At 46.8% G+C, this 18,844-nt stretch carries 19 protein-coding genes, 1 pseudogene and 1 riboswitch; of the genes and pseudogenes, 9 read left to right on the forward strand and 11 right to left on the reverse strand.

The features are described 5' to 3' along the window. Nucleotides 1-287 precede the first annotated feature (287 nt). Nucleotides 288-1,913 (forward strand): ATP-binding cassette domain-containing protein, encoded by a 1,626-nt coding sequence (locus tag ACP26N_RS15600; RefSeq protein ID WP_131973530.1) that lies wholly within the window; start codon nucleotides 288-290, stop codon nucleotides 1,911-1,913. Nucleotides 1,914-2,091: 178 nt separating this feature from the next. After that, a pseudogene (locus tag ACP26N_RS15605) lies at nucleotides 2,092-2,379 on the forward strand (NUDIX hydrolase); the annotation flags it as partial. A 66-nt stretch (nucleotides 2,380-2,445) separates the two neighbouring features. Here the strand turns inward: ACP26N_RS15605 and ACP26N_RS15610 are convergent. The 6 genes from ACP26N_RS15610 to ACP26N_RS15635 all read right to left on the reverse strand — a co-directional run bounded on the left by ACP26N_RS15610 (nucleotide 2,446) and on the right by ACP26N_RS15635 (nucleotide 8,148). Beyond that, nucleotides 2,446-2,904, reverse strand: a complete 459-nt coding sequence (locus tag ACP26N_RS15610) for a hypothetical protein (protein WP_214855238.1) — start codon at nucleotides 2,902-2,904, stop codon at nucleotides 2,446-2,448. Between the two features lie 102 nt (nucleotides 2,905-3,006). Further along, nucleotides 3,007-3,954, reverse strand: a complete 948-nt coding sequence (locus ACP26N_RS15615; protein ID WP_188004911.1) for an ATP-grasp domain-containing protein — start codon at nucleotides 3,952-3,954, stop codon at nucleotides 3,007-3,009. Continuing rightward, nucleotides 3,951-5,009 carry an LLM class flavin-dependent oxidoreductase gene (locus ACP26N_RS15620; protein WP_188004912.1) on the reverse strand — a complete coding sequence of 353 codons (1,059 nt, stop codon included), beginning with the start codon at nucleotides 5,007-5,009 and terminating at the stop codon, nucleotides 3,951-3,953. The genes ACP26N_RS15615 and ACP26N_RS15620 overlap by 4 nt, the downstream gene beginning before the upstream one ends. A 73-nt stretch (nucleotides 5,010-5,082) precedes the next feature. After that, nucleotides 5,083-5,188: riboswitch (SAM riboswitch) on the reverse strand. Nucleotides 5,189-5,306: 118 nt separating this feature from the next. Then, entirely contained in the window at nucleotides 5,307-5,945 is a 639-nt protein-coding gene (locus ACP26N_RS15625) for a DUF975 family protein (RefSeq protein WP_131973534.1), read from the reverse strand. 67 nt (nucleotides 5,946-6,012) lie between these two features. After that, nucleotides 6,013-7,278 (reverse strand): DUF2325 domain-containing protein, encoded by a 1,266-nt coding sequence (locus tag ACP26N_RS15630; RefSeq protein ID WP_426354316.1) that lies wholly within the window; start codon nucleotides 7,276-7,278, stop codon nucleotides 6,013-6,015. Between the two features lie 90 nt (nucleotides 7,279-7,368). Continuing rightward, nucleotides 7,369-8,148 carry a DUF817 domain-containing protein gene (locus ACP26N_RS15635; RefSeq protein WP_426354317.1) on the reverse strand — a complete coding sequence of 260 codons (780 nt, stop codon included), beginning with the start codon at nucleotides 8,146-8,148 and terminating at the stop codon, nucleotides 7,369-7,371. A 151-nt stretch (nucleotides 8,149-8,299) separates the two neighbouring features. Here ACP26N_RS15635 and ACP26N_RS15640 point away from each other — a divergent pair, with 151 nt between their 5' ends. The 5 genes from ACP26N_RS15640 (at nucleotide 8,300) to ACP26N_RS15660 (ending at nucleotide 12,299) form a co-directional block, all read left to right on the forward strand. After that, a complete protein-coding gene (locus ACP26N_RS15640; protein ID WP_426354319.1) occupies nucleotides 8,300-8,968 on the forward strand; it encodes a YczE/YyaS/YitT family protein in 669 nt (222 codons plus the stop codon). 149 nt (nucleotides 8,969-9,117) lie between these two features. Beyond that, nucleotides 9,118-9,573 (forward strand): MarR family winged helix-turn-helix transcriptional regulator, encoded by a 456-nt coding sequence (locus ACP26N_RS15645; RefSeq protein WP_131503570.1) that lies wholly within the window; start codon nucleotides 9,118-9,120, stop codon nucleotides 9,571-9,573. 15 nt (nucleotides 9,574-9,588) lie between these two features. Then, nucleotides 9,589-10,224: a nitroreductase family protein gene (locus tag ACP26N_RS15650; RefSeq protein WP_426354320.1), complete on the forward strand. Its 636-nt coding sequence runs from the start codon at nucleotides 9,589-9,591 to the stop codon at nucleotides 10,222-10,224. Between the two features lie 54 nt (nucleotides 10,225-10,278). After that, nucleotides 10,279-10,914 (forward strand): nitroreductase family protein, encoded by a 636-nt coding sequence (locus ACP26N_RS15655; RefSeq protein ID WP_026827093.1) that lies wholly within the window; start codon nucleotides 10,279-10,281, stop codon nucleotides 10,912-10,914. 74 nt (nucleotides 10,915-10,988) lie between these two features. Further along, nucleotides 10,989-12,299 carry an NAD(P)/FAD-dependent oxidoreductase gene (locus ACP26N_RS15660; protein ID WP_426354322.1) on the forward strand — a complete coding sequence of 437 codons (1,311 nt, stop codon included), beginning with the start codon at nucleotides 10,989-10,991 and terminating at the stop codon, nucleotides 12,297-12,299. A 33-nt stretch (nucleotides 12,300-12,332) separates the two neighbouring features. Here the strand turns inward: ACP26N_RS15660 and ACP26N_RS15665 are convergent, their stop codons facing one another. The 5 genes from ACP26N_RS15665 to ACP26N_RS15685 all read right to left on the reverse strand — a co-directional run bounded on the left by ACP26N_RS15665 (nucleotide 12,333) and on the right by ACP26N_RS15685 (nucleotide 17,486). After that, nucleotides 12,333-13,778 carry a DEAD/DEAH box helicase gene (locus ACP26N_RS15665; RefSeq protein ID WP_114596721.1) on the reverse strand — a complete coding sequence of 482 codons (1,446 nt, stop codon included), beginning with the start codon at nucleotides 13,776-13,778 and terminating at the stop codon, nucleotides 12,333-12,335. A gap of 133 nt (nucleotides 13,779-13,911) precedes the next feature. Beyond that, nucleotides 13,912-14,985 (reverse strand): 23S rRNA (adenine(2503)-C(2))-methyltransferase RlmN, encoded by a 1,074-nt coding sequence (gene rlmN / locus ACP26N_RS15670; RefSeq protein WP_131503575.1) that lies wholly within the window; start codon nucleotides 14,983-14,985, stop codon nucleotides 13,912-13,914. A 144-nt stretch (nucleotides 14,986-15,129) separates the two neighbouring features. Beyond that, nucleotides 15,130-15,936: an ABC transporter permease subunit gene (locus tag ACP26N_RS15675; RefSeq protein WP_426354324.1), complete on the reverse strand. Its 807-nt coding sequence runs from the start codon at nucleotides 15,934-15,936 to the stop codon at nucleotides 15,130-15,132. Next, on the reverse strand, nucleotides 15,933-16,814 hold the full coding sequence (locus tag ACP26N_RS15680; protein WP_426354325.1) for an ABC transporter ATP-binding protein: 882 nt from the start codon (nucleotides 16,812-16,814) through the stop codon (nucleotides 15,933-15,935). Before ACP26N_RS15680 ends, ACP26N_RS15675 begins: the two co-directional genes overlap by 4 nt. Before the next feature lie 39 nt (nucleotides 16,815-16,853). Continuing rightward, on the reverse strand, nucleotides 16,854-17,486 hold the full coding sequence (locus ACP26N_RS15685) for a methyltransferase (protein ID WP_426354327.1): 633 nt from the start codon (nucleotides 17,484-17,486) through the stop codon (nucleotides 16,854-16,856). 85 nt (nucleotides 17,487-17,571) lie between these two features. Between ACP26N_RS15685 and ACP26N_RS15690 the strand changes: the two genes are divergently transcribed. Then, nucleotides 17,572-17,904, forward strand: coding sequence for a heme oxygenase (locus tag ACP26N_RS15690; RefSeq protein ID WP_188004920.1), 333 nt, complete (start codon nucleotides 17,572-17,574; stop codon nucleotides 17,902-17,904). Nucleotides 17,905-18,051: 147 nt separating this feature from the next. Beyond that, nucleotides 18,052-18,792, forward strand: coding sequence for a hypothetical protein (locus ACP26N_RS15695; RefSeq protein ID WP_214855216.1), 741 nt, complete (start codon nucleotides 18,052-18,054; stop codon nucleotides 18,790-18,792). Nucleotides 18,793-18,844 lie beyond the last annotated feature (52 nt).

Genomic DNA, 18,844 nt, shown 5'->3' on the forward strand with positions numbered 1-18,844 from the left:
ATCAATTTTATCCTGAATATACTTATACAGTTCAATGGCCAGCAAGACGAACAGTGCAAAAAATAATAACGTGAAAAGTGTTGCCACGCCGTCCTCCTCCTTCATGAATGTTCTAACTACTCTTACGCTTCAGATTGGAAAATGTTTCATTTTGTTTAAAAGCATGGTTGCTAAATTGCGCAATCCGGTCTAAGATGTAAAGAACTTTGTCCTTGAAACGAAGCGTATCATTTTGTGGTACACTCGTAACAGCACATCACACACTAGAAACGAGGGTTCATCTCTATATGATTACAGTACAAAACGTCGGTCTCCGCTTTGCGGACCGTAAATTATTCGAAGACGTCAACATCAAGTTCACACCGGGCAACTGCTACGGTCTCATCGGTGCAAACGGTGCCGGTAAATCAACATTCCTTAAAATTCTTGCAGGTGATATCGAAGCACAACAAGGAGACGTCATCATCACGCCTGGCGAACGCCTTGGTGTCCTTCGCCAGAACCACTATGAATATGAAGAGTTCCAAGTCATCGAAACGGTCATGATGGGTCATAAGCGCCTTTATGAAGTCATGAAAGAAAAAGATGCTATCTATATGAAAGAAAACTTCTCGGACGAAGACGGCATGCGTGCTGCCGAGCTCGAAGGTGAGTTCGCAGAAATGAACGGATGGGAAGCAGAGTCGGAAGCGGCAATGCTCTTACAAGGTCTTGGGATTAAAGAAAATCTTCATACGAAAACAATGGCTGAACTGACGGGCGGAGAGAAAGTCAAAGTCTTGCTTGCTCAAGCCTTATTCGGCAAACCAGACATTCTGTTGCTCGATGAGCCTACCAACGGTCTTGACTTGAAAGCCGTTAAATGGCTCGAAGAGTTCTTGATCGGATTTGAGAACACGGTCATCGTCATTTCCCACGACCGTCACTTCCTCAACAACGTTTGTACGCACATGGCCGATCTCGACTACGGAAAAATCCAACTTTATATCGGAAACTATGATTTCTGGTATGAGTCAAGTCAGCTCGCTTCACGTATGGCAGGCGATCAAAACAAGAAAAAAGAAGAGAAAATCAAAGAACTTCAAGCCTTCATCGCCCGTTTCAGCTCGAACGCCTCAAAAGCGAAACAAGCGACATCACGGAAGAAATTGCTTGATAAGATCACACTCGACGACATCCGTCCGTCTTCACGCCGTTATCCGTTCGTCGGCTTCACACCGGAACGTGAAATCGGAAACGATCTGTTGATTGTTGATGGCATTTCGAAGACAATCGATGGCGTCAAAGTACTGGATAATGTTCGTTTCTCATTAAACAAAACGGATAAAGTGGTCTTTATCAGCCAAAATGACATTGCCATCACGACACTCTTTAAAATTCTTATGGGTGAAATCGAAGCAGACAGCGGCACATTCAAATGGGGCGTCACGACGTCACAATCGTATCTGCCAAAAGATAACTCTGCTTTCTTCGAAGGCTCGGACAAAACGATTCTCGACTGGTTACGCCAGTATTCGCCAGCCGATGAGAGCGACACGTTCCTTCGTGGTTTCCTCGGTCGCATGCTCTTCTCAGGCGAAGAAGTCATGAAAAAAGCGTCTGTTTTATCAGGGGGAGAAAAAGTCCGTTGTATGTTATCCAAAGCGATGCTCAGCGGCTCAAACGTTCTTATCCTGGACGATCCGACGAATCACTTGGATCTCGAATCGATCACAGCCCTCAACGATGGCTTGATCGCTTATAAAGGCGCAATGCTCTTCAGCTCGCATGACCATCAGTTTGTTGAAACAATCGCAAACCGGATCATCGAATTGACACCAAACGGTATCGTCGACAAAGAAACGACGTATGATGAATACCTCAACAATGACTCTGTCCAACAACAATTATCAACGTTGTATGCAACGAACTAAGTAATGAAACGAGAGACCTGTCCTAGCGGATGAGGTCTCTTTTTTGTAGACTGCAGATATCATGCCCATCAGAGGAGGAAAAACGTTGCGCCATCGTTCCTGTGCAGCCTTAATTGAGAACGGTCGGATTTTGATGCTTCGTCTTGAGACAAACGATTGAAGTTTCTGGACATTACCCGGAGGGGGTCTCGAGGAACATGAAACCTTCGAACAAGCGGTCATTCGGGAGGTGCAAGAGGAAGTGAATCTCGCCATCCGCATCATCAAACCTCTTTACTCAGAAACTCACGCAAACGGACAAGAGATCTGCTTTTTAGTCAGACAGATCGATTCACGCGAACCGATTTTGGGATATGATCCAGAGCGCCCGGAGGGAGACCAAGTTCTGACCGGAGTGAGATGGATGCTACTTTCGGAGATGACCGCCGATCGACAAGTCGCAAAAATTTTAACAGCTTTAGGATAAGACATACTCTTTTTTGTAAAACCAAACGAAAGGCATCTGCTCCAGTCGAGTAGATGCCTTTATTGATCATGTACGCATTTGACTTGCCTCTTCTTCCACACGACGGAGTAACCCTTGCACGATTTTTTCCGTTTCCCGTTCGCCGCCAAGCGACAGCAGGCTTCGTCCGACGAAATTCGCCCCTTCGTTTTTCCCGGTATAAATCAGCTGACAACTTTTTTCGTCGAGCCGCTTCAACGTAAAGGTCATCTCGAGTTTAAAGATTTTGGCAAGCGTAAATCCAATCGTATTTTGTTTGAAATCCGGTTGATTTGTATAGGCAAGATCCGTCACGATATATGTCTCGAGGCGATTCCCCTGCATATACGTTTGCCGGTATGTCGAACCGACGACACCCGGTTTCCGTTCGATCACATCGTGCTGGACGACACCTGGAATCAGGCGTTGTAACCGATCGTGATCAAAGATATGCCAGGCTTCCTCGATTGGAACATCCAGTCTCTTTTCTTCATGCCACGTTACCATCCCAACACCTCCTTTTACTGAAAAATACCCTGATGTGTGCAGTTCTAACTTCAGACTACACACATGCAGGGTATTTGGCTTATTTTAATCGGTCCGTGATGATTATTTTACAGTCTGACGTTCAAGGGCCGCACCGAGGAACTTCGCCAGTTCGAGCATGCCGAACTTACCGGCAGCTGCTTCCGCGTCTGAATTGTAATTCGTATTCGTATTGACGTCATACGTATAGATTGTTCCATCCGCATCCTTGATGAACTCGATGCCGGCGACCGCGATCTGGTTCGCTTGCAGGAAGGCTTCATACTTTTGAATGATCGGATCATTAAATCCGTCGACGACTTTAAACTTCATCGGTGTTTGTGGGGCATCTTCCCCGACCGGGCAGAACAAGTCGTCAATGACACAGGCATCTGCCGGGCACAGTTCAAATCCTTCTGATGTGTCGACCTGGACAGCATAAACAAACTTCCCGCCGACGAACTCACAGCGCGTGATGTACGGTTCCGGTGCCTGGATATATTCTTGAATCAGCGTGATCCCGTCGACCGGTTCATCAAACGTTGGTCCATCAAGATATGTCTCAAGTGCTTCGATCGAATGGAACAACTGGACACCAAGTCCTTTTCCGGCACGGTTGTGTTTCGTGATAAACGAGGACACGCCGATGTTTTTCGCCGCTTCGACGATTTGATCACGCCCGACGGCAGCTGTCGTTTTCGGAACCCGGATACCGGCTTTTCGAAGGGCCGTATACTGATTGATTTTACTCACTTCAAGACGCAAGGCACGTGTTCCGTTAAAGACAGTCCGGTCGTGTTCCTCTAGCCACGCGAGTACCCCTTCCGTCAGTTCCGGGGCGTAGCGGTGCCCGCGCGTATGCGACGACGCACTCATCCGGCTGTAGAAGACGCCTTCTGGCGGGACTTCATCAAGCGGGACCTGTCCTTCATCGAGATGCCACTGTTCATACGGCAACTCCAGTTCCTCGAGTCGTTTAATTAAATGGTCCGTCCATTCCTGGTTTTCGTGTAAGATATGAATTTTTGTCATTTGGTTTGACCTACCTTTCGTTTTTCTTCGACAAGCGGCATGACGTCGCGCGCGAAGCGTTCCATTTCTTCCAGTTGTGGTGAAAATTGAAGTAATAATAAGGAGACACCCACCTGCTCAAACGCAAGAATCCGTTCCGCAATCTGTTCCGGTGTTCCAATCAAATCAGGACGGAGTCCGCGGTTCGAGACCGAATAATCGTTCCGTTTTACCTGCTGTTCGAGTTGTGATTTGCTGACGAAGTCGTCGTACCCGGCGTATCCGGCACTGTCTTCCTTGACGTCCGTAATTCGTTGCCATTCTTGAATAGCCTCTTCTTCCGTATCGCGGCAGATGATATAAGCAGCCAATCCAAAACTTTCAAGCGGCGGTTGCCCTGTCGCTTGTCGGCGCGCCTTCATATCCTCAATCTTAACGGACACTTCTTCCACTGTTCCGCCGTGCATGACATAAGCGTCACAATGATTGACGATGGTTTGTTTGCCGGCTTCACTTTCCCCGCCTGCGTACAACTTGATGCCCGGTCGTTGAACCGGCTTCGGATGCAGTTGCGTCTTCTCGAGCGTATAGTAGTTCCCGTCGAAGCTGTACGGCGAAGCATCTGCCCATAATCCTTTCATGATCGTGACAAACTCTTCCGTCCGCGCGTAGCGTTCGTCGTGAGCTGTGAAGATCCCGTTGTATTGCCGCGCTTCTTCTTCCCACCAGGCAGAGACGACGTTTAACGTAAAGCGCCCGTGGCTAAGTTGATCGATGTTTGCTGCCATCTTCGCGGTCGTCGCCGGATTATGGAACCCCGGACGGACCGCTGTCATGATTTCCAGTCGTTCCGTCGTCGCGGCAATCGCCGCTGCCGTCGTCCAGGCTTCAAGACTTGGTGCTTCAAGTCCTTTGATGTCATTTAAGTTCAATTCCGCAATCAAGGTCGTTGAAAACCCGATTTGTTCAGCCGTTTGTGCGACCTGTTTCGCATAATCGAATGTCGCCGGCATCTGTTCGTCCTCGACATTCCGTAACCATCCGCCAAAAATCGGTAACCAAAATCCATACTCCATCCGTCATATCCCCCTTGTAAAAAAAAGTCGCTCTTCTCGAAAATCGAAAAGAGCGACGGATTAATCATGTCTGCTCTTATCTGTAAAGGAAAAGATTCCTTTAGGAAGTAGCACCTTCCGCTGCTCGCGGGGTTGCTGAAGTGTCTTCGGGCCAGTCCCTCGACTTCTCTTGATAAGAATTATTGGAATTATCGTACACTTTTTAGCAGAGTAAAGCAACCATTAAACCTTGTTTTCCAATCGGAATTAATAACAGTATTAAAAAAGGACGAGAGCCGGGCTCTCATCCTCATGGTCTTAATATTGGGCAACAAATGTCGATTGTTCGATGGGTGCTTCTTCGCCGCGGATCCGGTCATAGAATTTTGCAAGCGTGACGCTGAAGTATGGGCCAACCCATAGGAAAGCGATTCCGATGGTAATCAAGCCGAGCAGGAACCAACCAATGAATGAGAGGACGAGCATGAACGCTTCCATCTTATGTCCGTCCATCATTTGGCGCGAACGTGTAATCGCATCCAAAATGCCGATTGAAGGTTCATCTCGTAAAATATAAAACGTCATTAGATACGAAAATGACTTGATGATACCCGGGATGATAAATAGTAAGAACCATAAACCAAGGAAAATACTTTGGACAATCGAAAGACCGACTGCCTTTAAGAAAATTTTGTATGGCTCAAATAAATCAACGATTTTTGCCTGTTCTTTTCGAGCGACAGACATCGCAAGCCATGTCCAACCGATCGCAAGTGGAAGCAAGAGAATGTTCAGTAAAAAACCGATGAAATCAATCGCTTGAATATCTTCATTCGCATCAGAAGAAAACATCGTTGGAATACTTTGAATGATGAGAAACAGTAAAAACATAAGTGCCATGAAGACCCAGCGACCACTGAGCGCTTCACGGGCGGATAATTTTAATTCTTTAATCATGGAGATCCTCCTCAAAATAAGTTCTATCTCTATTTACGGCTCATGAAGAGAGGAGTTTCACTTTTTTTCAGGATTTTCCTGTTTTTAACTGATTTAAGCGTGCTTTTTCAAGTTGGCGCTGGCATGCCGTATACAACGAACGTCGTCCGTCGAGCCGCTCCATCGCAAACGGAATATCATGTTTCTTCGCCTGCGCGATGACGTGTGCTGAAGCCGCATGGGATACACGGCTCGTGATGACGACGATGGCATCGGTCTTTTTCGCGAGACTGGCAATCTTCTTCGCTGATTGGGCATCACCCGACAGATGGATCAACTCGATACCTGTTTTTTCGAAAAATGTCCGATAGACCGGTGCTTGCTGTTCATTGCCGACGATGACCAGCCGCATGCTTTCAAATGGTGCAAAATCAAGTGGTTCCTTATCGAGGAAGTCGATGGGCTGCCCCGGTACGGACGTCGTGACGAGTGGTGTCAACGGTCGGGATTTCTTTTCACGAATCCGGCGCGTTTTCTGCTCTTGTTTTACTTTCGATTTTCGTTTCATTTGCTTCAGATAGCGTCCCGACTTTTTGACGGCTGATTCGTGAGTCGGTTCAACTGACGAAGGCCCTGGTGCTGTTGGATCGTTTGACGTCTCTAACAGTTGTACTGTCGGCTCTTGATATTGGAACGCATATTTCCAGGCAATCGTCAGTGTTTCAGGACGACCTTTCCACATGACGAAATCGACGAGCTGTCCTTCTTTCAGATGGAAGAAGCGCATGTCTTCAAGTGGTGTCGCATAGTAAAAAGGTTTTCCCGTCTCATCCTTTAATGCTCCTTCGACCGTCGATTCAATGATACCGTGATTTTTAACGATACATTTTTCAAAAACGATTCGTTCCGACAGTGGCTTCATCCGGTCAGTCGCGACAACAGCCATCACTTCAAGTGTCGTCCGGCGTACGTCCTGATATACGACTTGGACACGGATTTCCATTCCATGTTCGAGATTCCATTGCCGGATTTCTGTTTCCGAGATATGACTGTTCGGCCATTCCCGTAAAGAACCACCTTTTAATTCACGGACAAACGTATAGGCGTAACGTTGTTCGATGACAGGATTGATCTGTGCTGGAGGAATGACAGATTGTTCGAATGTGACGTCTTCTTCTGTTTCGTTCCACGTGAAGTCCAACTTTTCAGAAGGTGTATAGTAACGCGACATCTGCACCCATTCATCGATTCCCCGGATTTCCTCGAGCAGTAAATCCCATTCTTCCGCCGTTTCGACTACTTGCATTTTACCGGCGACCAACGCCTTCGCCCGTTCCACGATTTGTTGCATCATCTTCAACAACCCCTTTGCTTTTTTTCAACTATAGCAAGGGACTTTCGTGTAGGTTGGTCAAAAAAAGACCGGGTTATTTTTTTGATAAGGTTATGATTTGATTTCGATTGACGGATCACCGAGCCGGTATTTTTCGACGGAAACAATCAAAATCGTGATGATGACAAGTAAAAACCAGGACGATAATTTCCCGAAGTCGACCAGCTCCCATCCATCCTGCTGATTCGGATACACCCAACCCTTAAAAAAGGTCACGATATTTTCCGCCAGCCAGATGAACCAGGCAATCAGACCAAACGAAAGAACGAGCGGCATCCGGTAGACAGTCTCATCCAGACGAAAATAGACCCAGGACTTATAAAAGATGAGAGCGACAATCCCCATCAAAATCCAACGAAAATCAAACAACCAATGATGGGTAAAAAAGTTAGCGTACACGAGCAGACCAGTCGCTAAAGCAAACAGCGGCCGGGGAAACTGTGTAATGCGGAGATCAAAACGACGAAATGCCTGACAGATGTAACTGGCGACACTTGCATACATGAAGCCGGCATAGAACGGAACACCCAACACTTTGCTGAAGGCATCCTCCGGATAACTCCAGGAGCCGACCTGGACTTTAAACAGCTCAAGTCCAAGTCCAATCGCATGGAATATTAAAATCAATTTAAACTCTTCCTTTGTTTCATAACGCGTGACAAGTAAAACGATTTGTACGAGGAGACACCAAATTAAAAGCAAATCATAGCGGGCAATCGGCTCCGCCGGCAGATAGCGGGATGTCGCAAGCGCCAAGAAAATCGCGACCGGGAACACACAACAGATGGCTTCAAGATATGTAAAACGGATCAAATGGCGGATTTTTCGCATCGACTGACCTCCTTTTTTATCAGTATACGGATAAGCAGGACGGATTCCCTCCATCTCAGGATGGAAAATATCGGATTTCCTTTAGTTTCCTCCATCAAACATGGTACAGTTAATGAATCAATTTGATTTTGAAACGAGGTGTCTTCCATTCATGAAGCAGACCATTCACACGTCTTGGCTGTTACGTTCTTTCCTGAAATGGGCATTATTTTTATTTGGCCTTTTTTTACTCGCTGTCGGTTCATCGATGATGATCACGGCACAACTCGGCGTCTCGACCTGGGACGTTCTTCACCTTGGTCTTCAAAATAAAACACCGTTTTCCGTCGGTACAATCATCCTTCTTGTCGGATTGTTATTGGTGTTCGTCAAATACTTGCTCGACCGGATCACACCCCAGGTCGGCACACTCGTCAACGCGATTTTCGTCGGGGTGTTCATGAATCTCGTTCTTGGTTCAGGTCTCCTGCCCTCATTTTCTTCCCTGTGGCAGAACACGCTTTGGCTGATTGCCGGCATCTTCATCATCGGGATGGGAGCGGGTCTGTATGTTGCTGTCGGGTACGGTGCCGGGCCGCGGGACGGACTGACACTGACGCTCGCTGAACGGTTCGGTACGTCCATCCGGATGATGCGGACATTCATGGAAATCACCGCTTGCGGCATCGGTTGGCTGCTCGGAGGACCCGTGTTCTTCGGAACGATCTTATCGATTTTCCTGATCGGCCCGTTCCTTCAATTTTGGTTGGGGCATTTCCGCCGGATGATTGCTGCGATTGATGCCGGAACGATTCCCCGGAAACAACAAAAAATCAGTTAAGTCGTCTGACTCGATACCATTTCACAGGAAATGGTATCTTTTTTTGTGGATGAAGCATATTAGTTGCGTCATGAAAGTAGACACGTTATATTCGTTTACATATCAATCTTTGATACGTCAAGGATTTTTCGAACGAAGGGAAGGATGTGATGAACTTGAGTATTTCCTGTACTGAAAAAGGACGACTGATTTATGCACTCGTCTCTGTCAATAAGACGATTGCTCAAAAATTTGACCTCTGTACGGACGGCTTCAGCCAAACCCGGATGGACCTATTAGCCCAACTCGAGGTCGATGCGACCATTAGTCAAAAAGAGTTGCAACAACGGGTTAACGTTGATAATGCAGCGGTAACACGACACTTAAAACATCTCGAAACGAACGGGATGATTGAACGGGTCCGTTCTGCAACAGATAACCGCGTCATTCTCGTTTCACTGACGCCAGAAGGTGCGACCCGGATTACCCGGTTACGTCAGCAAAAAGATGAATTCCTCGAACAGCTGCTTGAAGGATTCACGGCAGACGAACAACACCAGCTGGCACAGATGATCCAACGGATTGAAACAAATGCCCTCACCTTACCTAAAACAACCGTTAACTAAAAAGGAGACTTTCAAATGACTACACAAACTACGACTGATTTCATGGAAATCGTTAAAGCACGCCGCTCGATCCGTAACTACGACACAAACGTCAAGATTTCAAAAGAAGAAATGACACAGATCCTTGAAGAAGCGACACTCGCTCCGTCTTCTGTCAACATGCAGCCATGGCGTTTCCTCGTCATCGACAGTGCAGAAGGGAAAGCGACGCTTGCTCCACTCGCTAAGTTCAACCAGGTTCAAGTTGAATCATCATCTGCTGTCATCGCAGTTTTCGGTGACATGAAGGCGATTGATCAACTTGAAAATATCTACGATACAGCAGTCGCACAAGGACTCATGCCGCAAGAAGTCCGCGATCGTCAAGTACCGGCGATTCAAGGTATGTACGAAAGCGTACCGGCCAGCGCACTCAAAGACAGCATCTTGATCGACTCAGGTCTCGTCTCGATGCAATTAATGCTCGTTGCCCGGGCGCATGGTTACGACACGAACCCAATCGGCGGTTACGAAAAAGATCAAATCGCTGAAGCGTTTGGCATGGAAAAAGACCGTTACGTACCAGTTATGCTGTTATCAATCGGAAAAGCAGTCGACACAGGATACCCGTCGGTTCGCCTGCCGATCAACGACATCGCAGACTGGAAATAAGCAGTACCCGTACTAACCAAAAATAGAGAACAAACAAAAAGGGAGATTATTACTATGACAACTCAAACAACTACAGACTTTATGGAAATCGTTAAAGGACGCCGCTCCATCCGCAACTACGACACAAATGTCAAGATTTCAAAAGAAGAAATGACACAAATCCTTGAAGAAGCAACACTTGCTCCGTCTTCTGTCAACATGCAACCATGGCGTTTCCTTGTCATCGACAGTGCAGAAGGAAAAGCGACGCTTGCTCCACTCGCTAAATTCAACCAAGTCCAAGTCGAGACATCATCTGCTGTCATCGCGGTCTTTGGTGATATGAATGCAGTCGACAGCATCGATACAATCTATGATATGGCTGTTGAAAAAGGCTTGATGCCGCAAGAAGTCCGTGACCGCCAAGTCCCTGCCATCAAAGGCTTCTACAGCCCGGAAGATACAGATACACTTCGTGACAGCATCTTGATCGATTCAGGTCTCGTCTCAATGCAATTGATGCTTGTGGCACGTGCACACGGTTATGACACGAACCCGATTGGTGGCTACGAAAAAGACCAAATCGCGGAAGCATTCGGTATGGATAAAGACCGTTACCTCCCTGTCATGCTCCTTTCAATCGGAAAAGCAGTTGACGCCGGTTACCCATCGGTCCGTCTACCGATCAACGACATCACAGACTGGAAATAATCGTTTTCGAGTTCCGGATTCCTCAACAGGAATCCGGTTTTTTTGTATACTAACAAAAAGGAGCTGGTCAAACGATGTATGATGTGACGATTATCGGTGCCGGCGTCGCCGGCATCTTTTTGGCCCATGAACTGATGGAACACGGTCAGACCGTCTTAGTGATTGATGCCGGAAAACCGCTTGGCCAACGTACACTGCAAGAAACCTATCTTGGTTTTGGCGGACTCGGAAAATCGGAAGGGAAATACAACTATTCTGCCGGATTCGGCGGCGAACTCGCCGGGAAGCTAGGACCGGAGAAAACGCTCCACCTGATGCAACAGGTCGATGCCCTCTTGTGTCGTTACGGCGCGGATGAAGTCGAATCGTATTCGACGGCAAATTTTGTGCTAGCAACCCGGGCAAAAGCAGCCGGTCTTGAAACGATCGAAACGACGGTCCGCCATCTCGGGACCGGATTATCGGAACGTATTTTAAGACGGCTCGAAGCCGTTCTTCAGAAACAGATTACCTTTCGTTTTGAGACGTTTGTCGAAACGATCGAGAAACAACATAACGGGTTTCTGCTTACGACTAAACGCGAGACATTTTCGAGTCAACGTGTCGTCTTCGCGACCGGACGTTCCGGTACGGAGTGGATGCAGGAACAACTGCAGACGCTTGGACTCGTTCAAAACAAAACACGCCTCGACCTGGGGATTCGGATTGAGATGGAGGAAACGGCATTCCGCACACTGTTACAGGATACATTCGAAACGAAGCTGGCCTATGCGTCAGCAGCCGGAACGGCGGTCACGTACTGTATGAATCCGAAAGGACGGATCATCCGCAAACATCAGGAGGGTCTCGTCATGCCGGACGGTCAGAATTTTCGCGAACAGGAGTCCGGAACGACCAACTTGAACTTCACGCTGTTTTTACCGCGTTATTTTGCGACACTCGGAGAAGCGAATCACTATGCCGCTTCCGTCATCGGACGCATCAACCAAGGGACGGACCGGATTGTCGTGCAACGGCTTGATGATTTGCGTGCCGGTCACTCTACACAGCCACATGCTCTCGCTGAAAGTGAAGTCAGACCAACCCTCGAAGCGACACCCGGAAACCTGATCGAGGAAGTGCCTGCTACCGACATCACGGTCTTGTTGGAATTTCTGGAACGACTTGAACATCTCCTCGAGACGCCACTCTCTCCGGATACGTTACTGTACGGTATGGATGGAAAATTTTATGCCCCGGTGTTATCGACGTCTCCGGTCTTTGAAACGGATATCCGAGGATTGTATGCAATCGGCGATTGCTCCGGTGTGACACACTCGCTGTCGCAAGCCGCTGCGAGCGGGCTTCATCTCGGACAGCACCTGACACAAAAACAGCCGTCTTAAGAGAGTGATATCTCTTTAGACGGCTGCTGCCATTTATTTTTTGAACGCTTCGTATACTTTCAACTGTTTGCCTTTGACTTTTGTTGTCTTCATCGCCCGCAAGACGAGCGGACCTTTTCCATTCAGGATTTCCACGTATGTGACCGTATCCTGAATTGTGATGATTCCGATGTCTTGCGCGGTCATGCCTTCGATTTTCGCAATCGTTCCGACGAAATCAACGGCACGCAGTTTCTTTTTCTTCCCGCCGTTAAAATAGAGCTTCATGATATCGGCATTCAGCTGTTCCGTTTTCGAAGCCCGGACATCAGCCGTCGTAATTTTCTCTTCAAACGCATCCGCTGTCCGAATCAGTTCCTTTTCAGTCGGTGCCTGGCGTCTTTCAATGGCCTCACCACGGTACTGTTCGACTTCACGCAGACGGCGCATATCGGACTCGGTCACTAAACTGATTGCTTTTCCGAGTGCTCCTGCCCGTCCCGTCCGGCCTGTCCGGTGCACATAACTTTCTTTTTCGACCGGCATGTCGTACTGGATGACGTGTGTGATGTTTTCAATATCGATCCCGCGTGCTGCGACGTCTGTCGCGACGAGGTAACGGAACTCACCTGCCCGGAATGCTTTCATGACGGCGAGACGCTCGTCCTGTTCCATTCCACCGTGAATTTTTTCGACCGGATAATCCATCGATGCCAGTCCTTGGGCGACGAAATCAACGTGTTCTTTCGTCCGGCAGAAAATCATGCACCGGTCCGGATTTTCGACGACCGTGACATCTTTGAGGACCGCAAACTTTGTCTTATCAGTTACCGTAATATAACTGTGTTCGATTTCTGCGATTTCCGTTGCCTTCGTCAGGATTTCGACTTCCTTCGGTGACTGCATGTACCGGTCACTCAACTGATGGATGTCCTGTGGGAACGTCGCCGAAAACAGCATCGTCGTCCGCTGTTTCGGCAATTGTTTTAAAATCGTATCGACCTGATCGAGGAAGCCCATGTTCAGCATCTCGTCTGCCTCGTCAAGCACCAGATATTTCACTTTTTCAAGCGACAACGTGCCCCGCTCCAAGTGATCGAGCACACGTCCCGGCGTTCCGACGACGATGTGTGTTTTTTGCTTGAGTTCTGCAACTTGACCCCGGAATGGCTGTTTGCCGAAAACGGCTGTTGCTTTGATCCGTTTATAACGACCGATGTTCATGACATCTTCCGTGACTTGCAGGGCCAGTTCGCGCGTCGGTGTTAAGATCAACGCCTGTGGTTTGTTTTCTTCCCACTCGACGAGTTCGCAAAGGGGAATCCCGAACGATGCCGTCTTCCCGCTGCCGGTCCGTGATTTGACGATGATATCTTTTTCCGACAAAGCGACCGGAATAACTGCTTGTTGGACATCGGTCGGTGTATGGTAGCCGAGCTGTTCGATCGCTTCTAGAATCGGTGTACTGAGCTGAAAATCAGTGAATGGTTTTTTAGACATAAGAATACCTCATTTATTTTTATAGTTTATGTGTTGGTTCGATGAATGAATCAGACGTGACCTCTCATTATGCGCTACTTTCAACAGAACGTCAAAAGAGCTTCCCGTCAGAGTGACAGGAAGCTCCACTTGCTTATTTTGCTGCGACTGTATCTTTTTTGATTTGTTTACTGCGGAGCTGACCACATGCGGCATCGATATCCGTACCGTGTTCAAGACGGACACCACAGTTGAGACCGTTCTTTTTCAACGTGTCGTAGAACGTTGAAATATCTTCTGACGTACTGCGTTGATATTGACCGTGCTCATCAACCGGGTTATACGGAATCAAGTTGACATACGTCAAATGACGTTTGTCTTCGAACAATTTCGCAAGCTCGATTGCTTGGGCTTTCTGGTCGTTGACACCACGTAAAAGGATGTACTCAATCGTGATTTTCCGGTTCGTCGTCTTGACGTAGTAATCGATGGCAGGCATCAATTTCTCGAGCGGAATCGCACGGTTGATTTTCATGATTTGTGTCCGGAGTTCGTTGTTTGGCGCATGTAATGAAATCGCCAGGTTGACTTGAAGTTTTAAATCTGCGAATTTGTAGATTTTATCTGCGAGTCCACTTGTCGAAACCGTAATGTGACGCGCACCGATCGCAAGACCGTTGTGATCCTTGATGACGTTCAAGAAATCGACCATGTTGTCGAAGTTATCAAACGGCTCACCGATACCCATGACGACGACGTGGCTGACACGCTCTTCTTTACCGACAGCATCGAGGTGATGCTGAACGTTCATGATTTGCTCGACGATTTCTCCAGCAGAGAGATCACGGCTCTTCTTAATCAAGCCACTTGCGCAGAAGCTACAGCCGATGTTACAGCCGACTTGTGTCGTGACACAGACAGACAGACCGTACTTATGACGCATCAAGACCGTTTCGATCAAGCTGCCGTCATATAATTTGAAGAGGAACTTGATTGTTCCATCTGCCGATTCCTGTTTCACGGCTTCTGTCATCGAATTAATCGCAAAACTCTGATCTAACAACTCAAGGCAATCCTTGTTGACATTCGTCATTTCTGCGAAAGTAGTGACACGTTTACGATACAACCAATCCCAAACTTGTTTTGCTCGGAACGGTTTGTGACCTTGATGCGACAACCATTCAGTCATCTGCTCAAGTGTTAATCCATAAATGGACGGTTTATTCATTAGAGAGACCTCATTTCTTTTTCCAGAACTATAACATTCCTTTATCTTAGTAAAAATCAGCCGCTTACGCAACGTTCAAATCCTAAATGTTCACTTTCTGTAAATTTCCACGTCCGCTTTGGCTTATATTCCGGTCCAGTTGTGTCAAATCGACAAACTTCGTTTCCGAAAACTTATAAAGGCACCGATATGGAACAACATACTGATACTCGCTAATATCAGGAGATGCCAAAAGAAGTGATTGGTTCCTTCTAATAATTGCTGGGTGTTAAACAGACTGAAAATCGAGCCGTAACGCATCCATTCCGTTTTTTCACTGAGACCGGCTCCAATCGTCAACACAATCGACAGCACAAGTACACTGCCGGCAATCGAAAAGGCGCGTCGTTCATCATCAAATAAGGTGGCGATACACAACGTGAACCCACCGATGGCATACAGTAGGAAGAGTGCATTCACTTGAAAGCGGACGAGTGTCATATCGTCAATCGAAACCCCGGAAACAAACCAGTCAGCGAGCAATAAAACGAACGTATTGCATAATACAAGGCATGTACTGGCGAGAAGCATCACAATCATCGCCGACGCCGTATATTGATGACGTGTAATCGGAGCAGCCAAGTATAAAATCAGTTCACCGTTATCAATTGGCCGTGCCAGTAAGCGCGCAGCAAGTGACAATAAAAATAAAGACGCGATGATTTGAAAAATCAGTCCGTAATAATTTCCGCCGAGTAAGTCGAGAACGTTATCAAAACCGGTCACTTTATCGTATTGGAAAGCTTTTAAAACTTCCGGTGGCAGTGCCTGGAGCTTCGCTTCCAGCAACCCCGTCTTCATCATCGACGGATAGAGTGCGGCAAGCATCAATAAATACAGACTCGTCCCGACTGCATAGGCCGTGATCGGCTTCCCGTTATGCTTGAGTAAAGACCAAATGATCGTCATCATGGTGATTCCTGCTCACTATAATAATGTAAGAAGACATGCTCTAAGTCATCTGCCGAAGTTTGAATCGCCCGGACATCATATTCGGTTAAAAAACGGATGATTTGATTCAACGTCCGTTCGTTGCTTGTGAAAAAGGAAACATGATTTTGAACGCGTTGACTTCCAATTTGAAGTGCAAACCGTTCAGCATGTGCTTCGAGACCAAATTCAATCGTGTACTGTTTTCGGCTCGAACGGACCAGCTCATGGATATCCGACTCGATGATGATTCGTCCTTCTTTAATCAATGCGGCCCGGTCACACGATTTTTCCATCTCCGGAAAATGATGTGAACTCATCAAAATGGCTTTCCCGCGTTGCCGTTCGTTGTCAATCAAGCTTAAAAAACGTTCCTGCATCAAGGGATCAAGTCCACTGGTCGGTTCGTCAAGCAGATAGACCGGGGCATCCTTCATGAAGCAGCCGACTAATGCCAACTTTTGTTTCATCCCTTTCGACATCTTCCGGATTTTCGTTTTCGTTTCGAAGGGAAACTGTTCCAGCAACGCCGATTGACGTTCCGGTTTGCTTTGATGGAGTTGCTGCATCAAATGCAGGACCTGTTCACCCGTAAAATCACCCGGTAAATTAATCTCACCCGGTAAATAACCGACAATTCGTTTTACCTCCTGTGATTGGTTCCAACAGTCATATCCACCGATGGTCGCATGACCGGAGTCTGCTTGAATCAGCCCCATCAATTGCCGGATTGACGTTGATTTCCCGGCTCCGTTCGGTCCGATAAAGCCGAACACCATACCCGGTTCGACCGTAAAACTGACATCAAATAAACCTCGTTTCGGCGCAAATTCTTTCGTCACGTGTTGCAAATGAATCATCCGAATCGCCTCACTTTTCTGGTGATTGCCGTTAGTACCTTATACCCGTTTTGGTACTTCTTGGGACAAATCCACCCGATAAATCACGAATCGTTCGTCGTGATTTTTTTGGAAAAGTTCTTTCAGACGGACTTCTTCCACCTGTTCGAAAATCGTCTGATGCTCTAAATAATACCGGTATTCGTCTGCCGGGTAATACAAAATCAAATCGAGCGGACGCGGACGCCGTTCAACGGATGCTAAGATTTGATCGACAACCTTCATGAAAATTTGGACGGAAAACGGATTAAAAAAGTAACATTTCGTGACATCATCCGGAATCGGATAAGCTTCCGCATACGTATGTTCAAAACGGATGCTGCCTTGACGTCGCTTCATCTTTTTCATGTAAGTTGCTTGATTCATAAGGGCATTTTCATAAAATTGTCCATTCATCTCAACACCGATGACGGAACAATCAAACCGATCATGCAGATAAAAGTTCAACCGTCCTTTTCCGCAGCCGAAATCAATGACCGTATCCGTATAATCGAAGGGATAGACGGCACATAATTCCTCCAGCGCTGCATAAGGCGTCGGTTCGTACCGGTTATAATGGCTGAATGCATTATAAAGATGCTGAATATCAATCGTCTCGATGCGTAGCCGTTCTTCGTACTCTTTTTCATTCATATTTGATTCCTTCTTTCAAGCATTGTTGGTTTCATCGTACTATACTATGGATGTAAGCATTTCATTCTATAAGGGGGACTATCCAATGATCGTTGTTACGAATCGGATTAAAGTCAAAAAAGGAATGGCAGCAGCACTCGCACCACGCTTTACCCGTCCGAGTGGTCTTGACTCGATGAAGGGATTTGTTCGTGTCGAAGTTTTACTGACACAAGGTCTCGAAGAACACGATGAAATGAACGTCAACATGTACTGGGAAGACATGAAGGATTTTGAAGTATGGCGGAACAGTGATGATTTTAAAGAGTCACATAAGCGTCCGGCACCGTCAGACGGCAAACAAGAAGAATCTCCAATGCTTGGAAGTGAAATCATCACGTATGAAGTGGCTTCTGTCAAAGAACGAACTTCTTTATAATTCATGTCAGAACCGCCTTGCCTCCAATTTGGTCGCAAGGTTTTTTTATTCTTAAGAGACCCCTCACTATATTGATATGGGTTTAAATTGTATGTAATACCATTATTTGTTATCATAGGTCCAATACAGAAAGAGAGAGGACTTATCATGCTGAATTCATTATCGATTTTTGAACAGGCCATCCGCGCCTTACCGATTGATCGGTCCTTGACGCGCCAGGACTTGTTCACAGACGGTTTCCTATTACAACAGGAACAGGAATTATCCGTTTACTACTCACCAATCGGAGAATATATCAATCGCTCTGCCAAAATAGTCTTCATTGGCATCACACCAGGATTTGAACAAATGCGCATTGCTTATGAAGAAGCGGCTGATGCCTTCCACCATGGTGCAACAATCGAAGAAGCATCGAAAATCGTCAAATACAGTGCCAGTTTCGCCGGTCCCATGCGGCGTAATTTGACAATAATGTTAGATGAACTCGAATTAAATCGTCTGCTGAATATTCCTTCAACAGCCACCTTATTTCATGCAAATCAGAATCTGTTGCACACGACTTCGATTCTGAGACATCCTGTTTTTTACCGGGACAAAAATTATACGGGACATCAACCAAAGATTGACCGAACACCGTTGCTGCAACATTACGCGTATGAGCACTTCGCAGCGGAATTGAATCAGTTACCCCACCCTGTCATTTTGGTCCCGTTCGGACGTGTCGTCGAGTCAACTGTCCGGACATTGCTTCATCAGGGACGAATTAAAAAACATACTGTATTATTTGGTTTCCCGCATCCTTCTGGTGCAAATGGACACCGGAAGCGACAGTTTGAAGAAAATAAAGACTATTTGATGAAGCAGTTAACTTCCTACTTCGATACTTAACAAACAGCCTTAATTTTTTAAAAGAAATTAGGATAAGATTTTCCTATAAAAA

Origin of the sequence: Exiguobacterium sp. R-39 (assembly GCF_049942815.1) — a bacterium.
Lineage (GTDB): Bacteria > Bacillota > Bacilli > Exiguobacteriales > Exiguobacteriaceae > Exiguobacterium_A.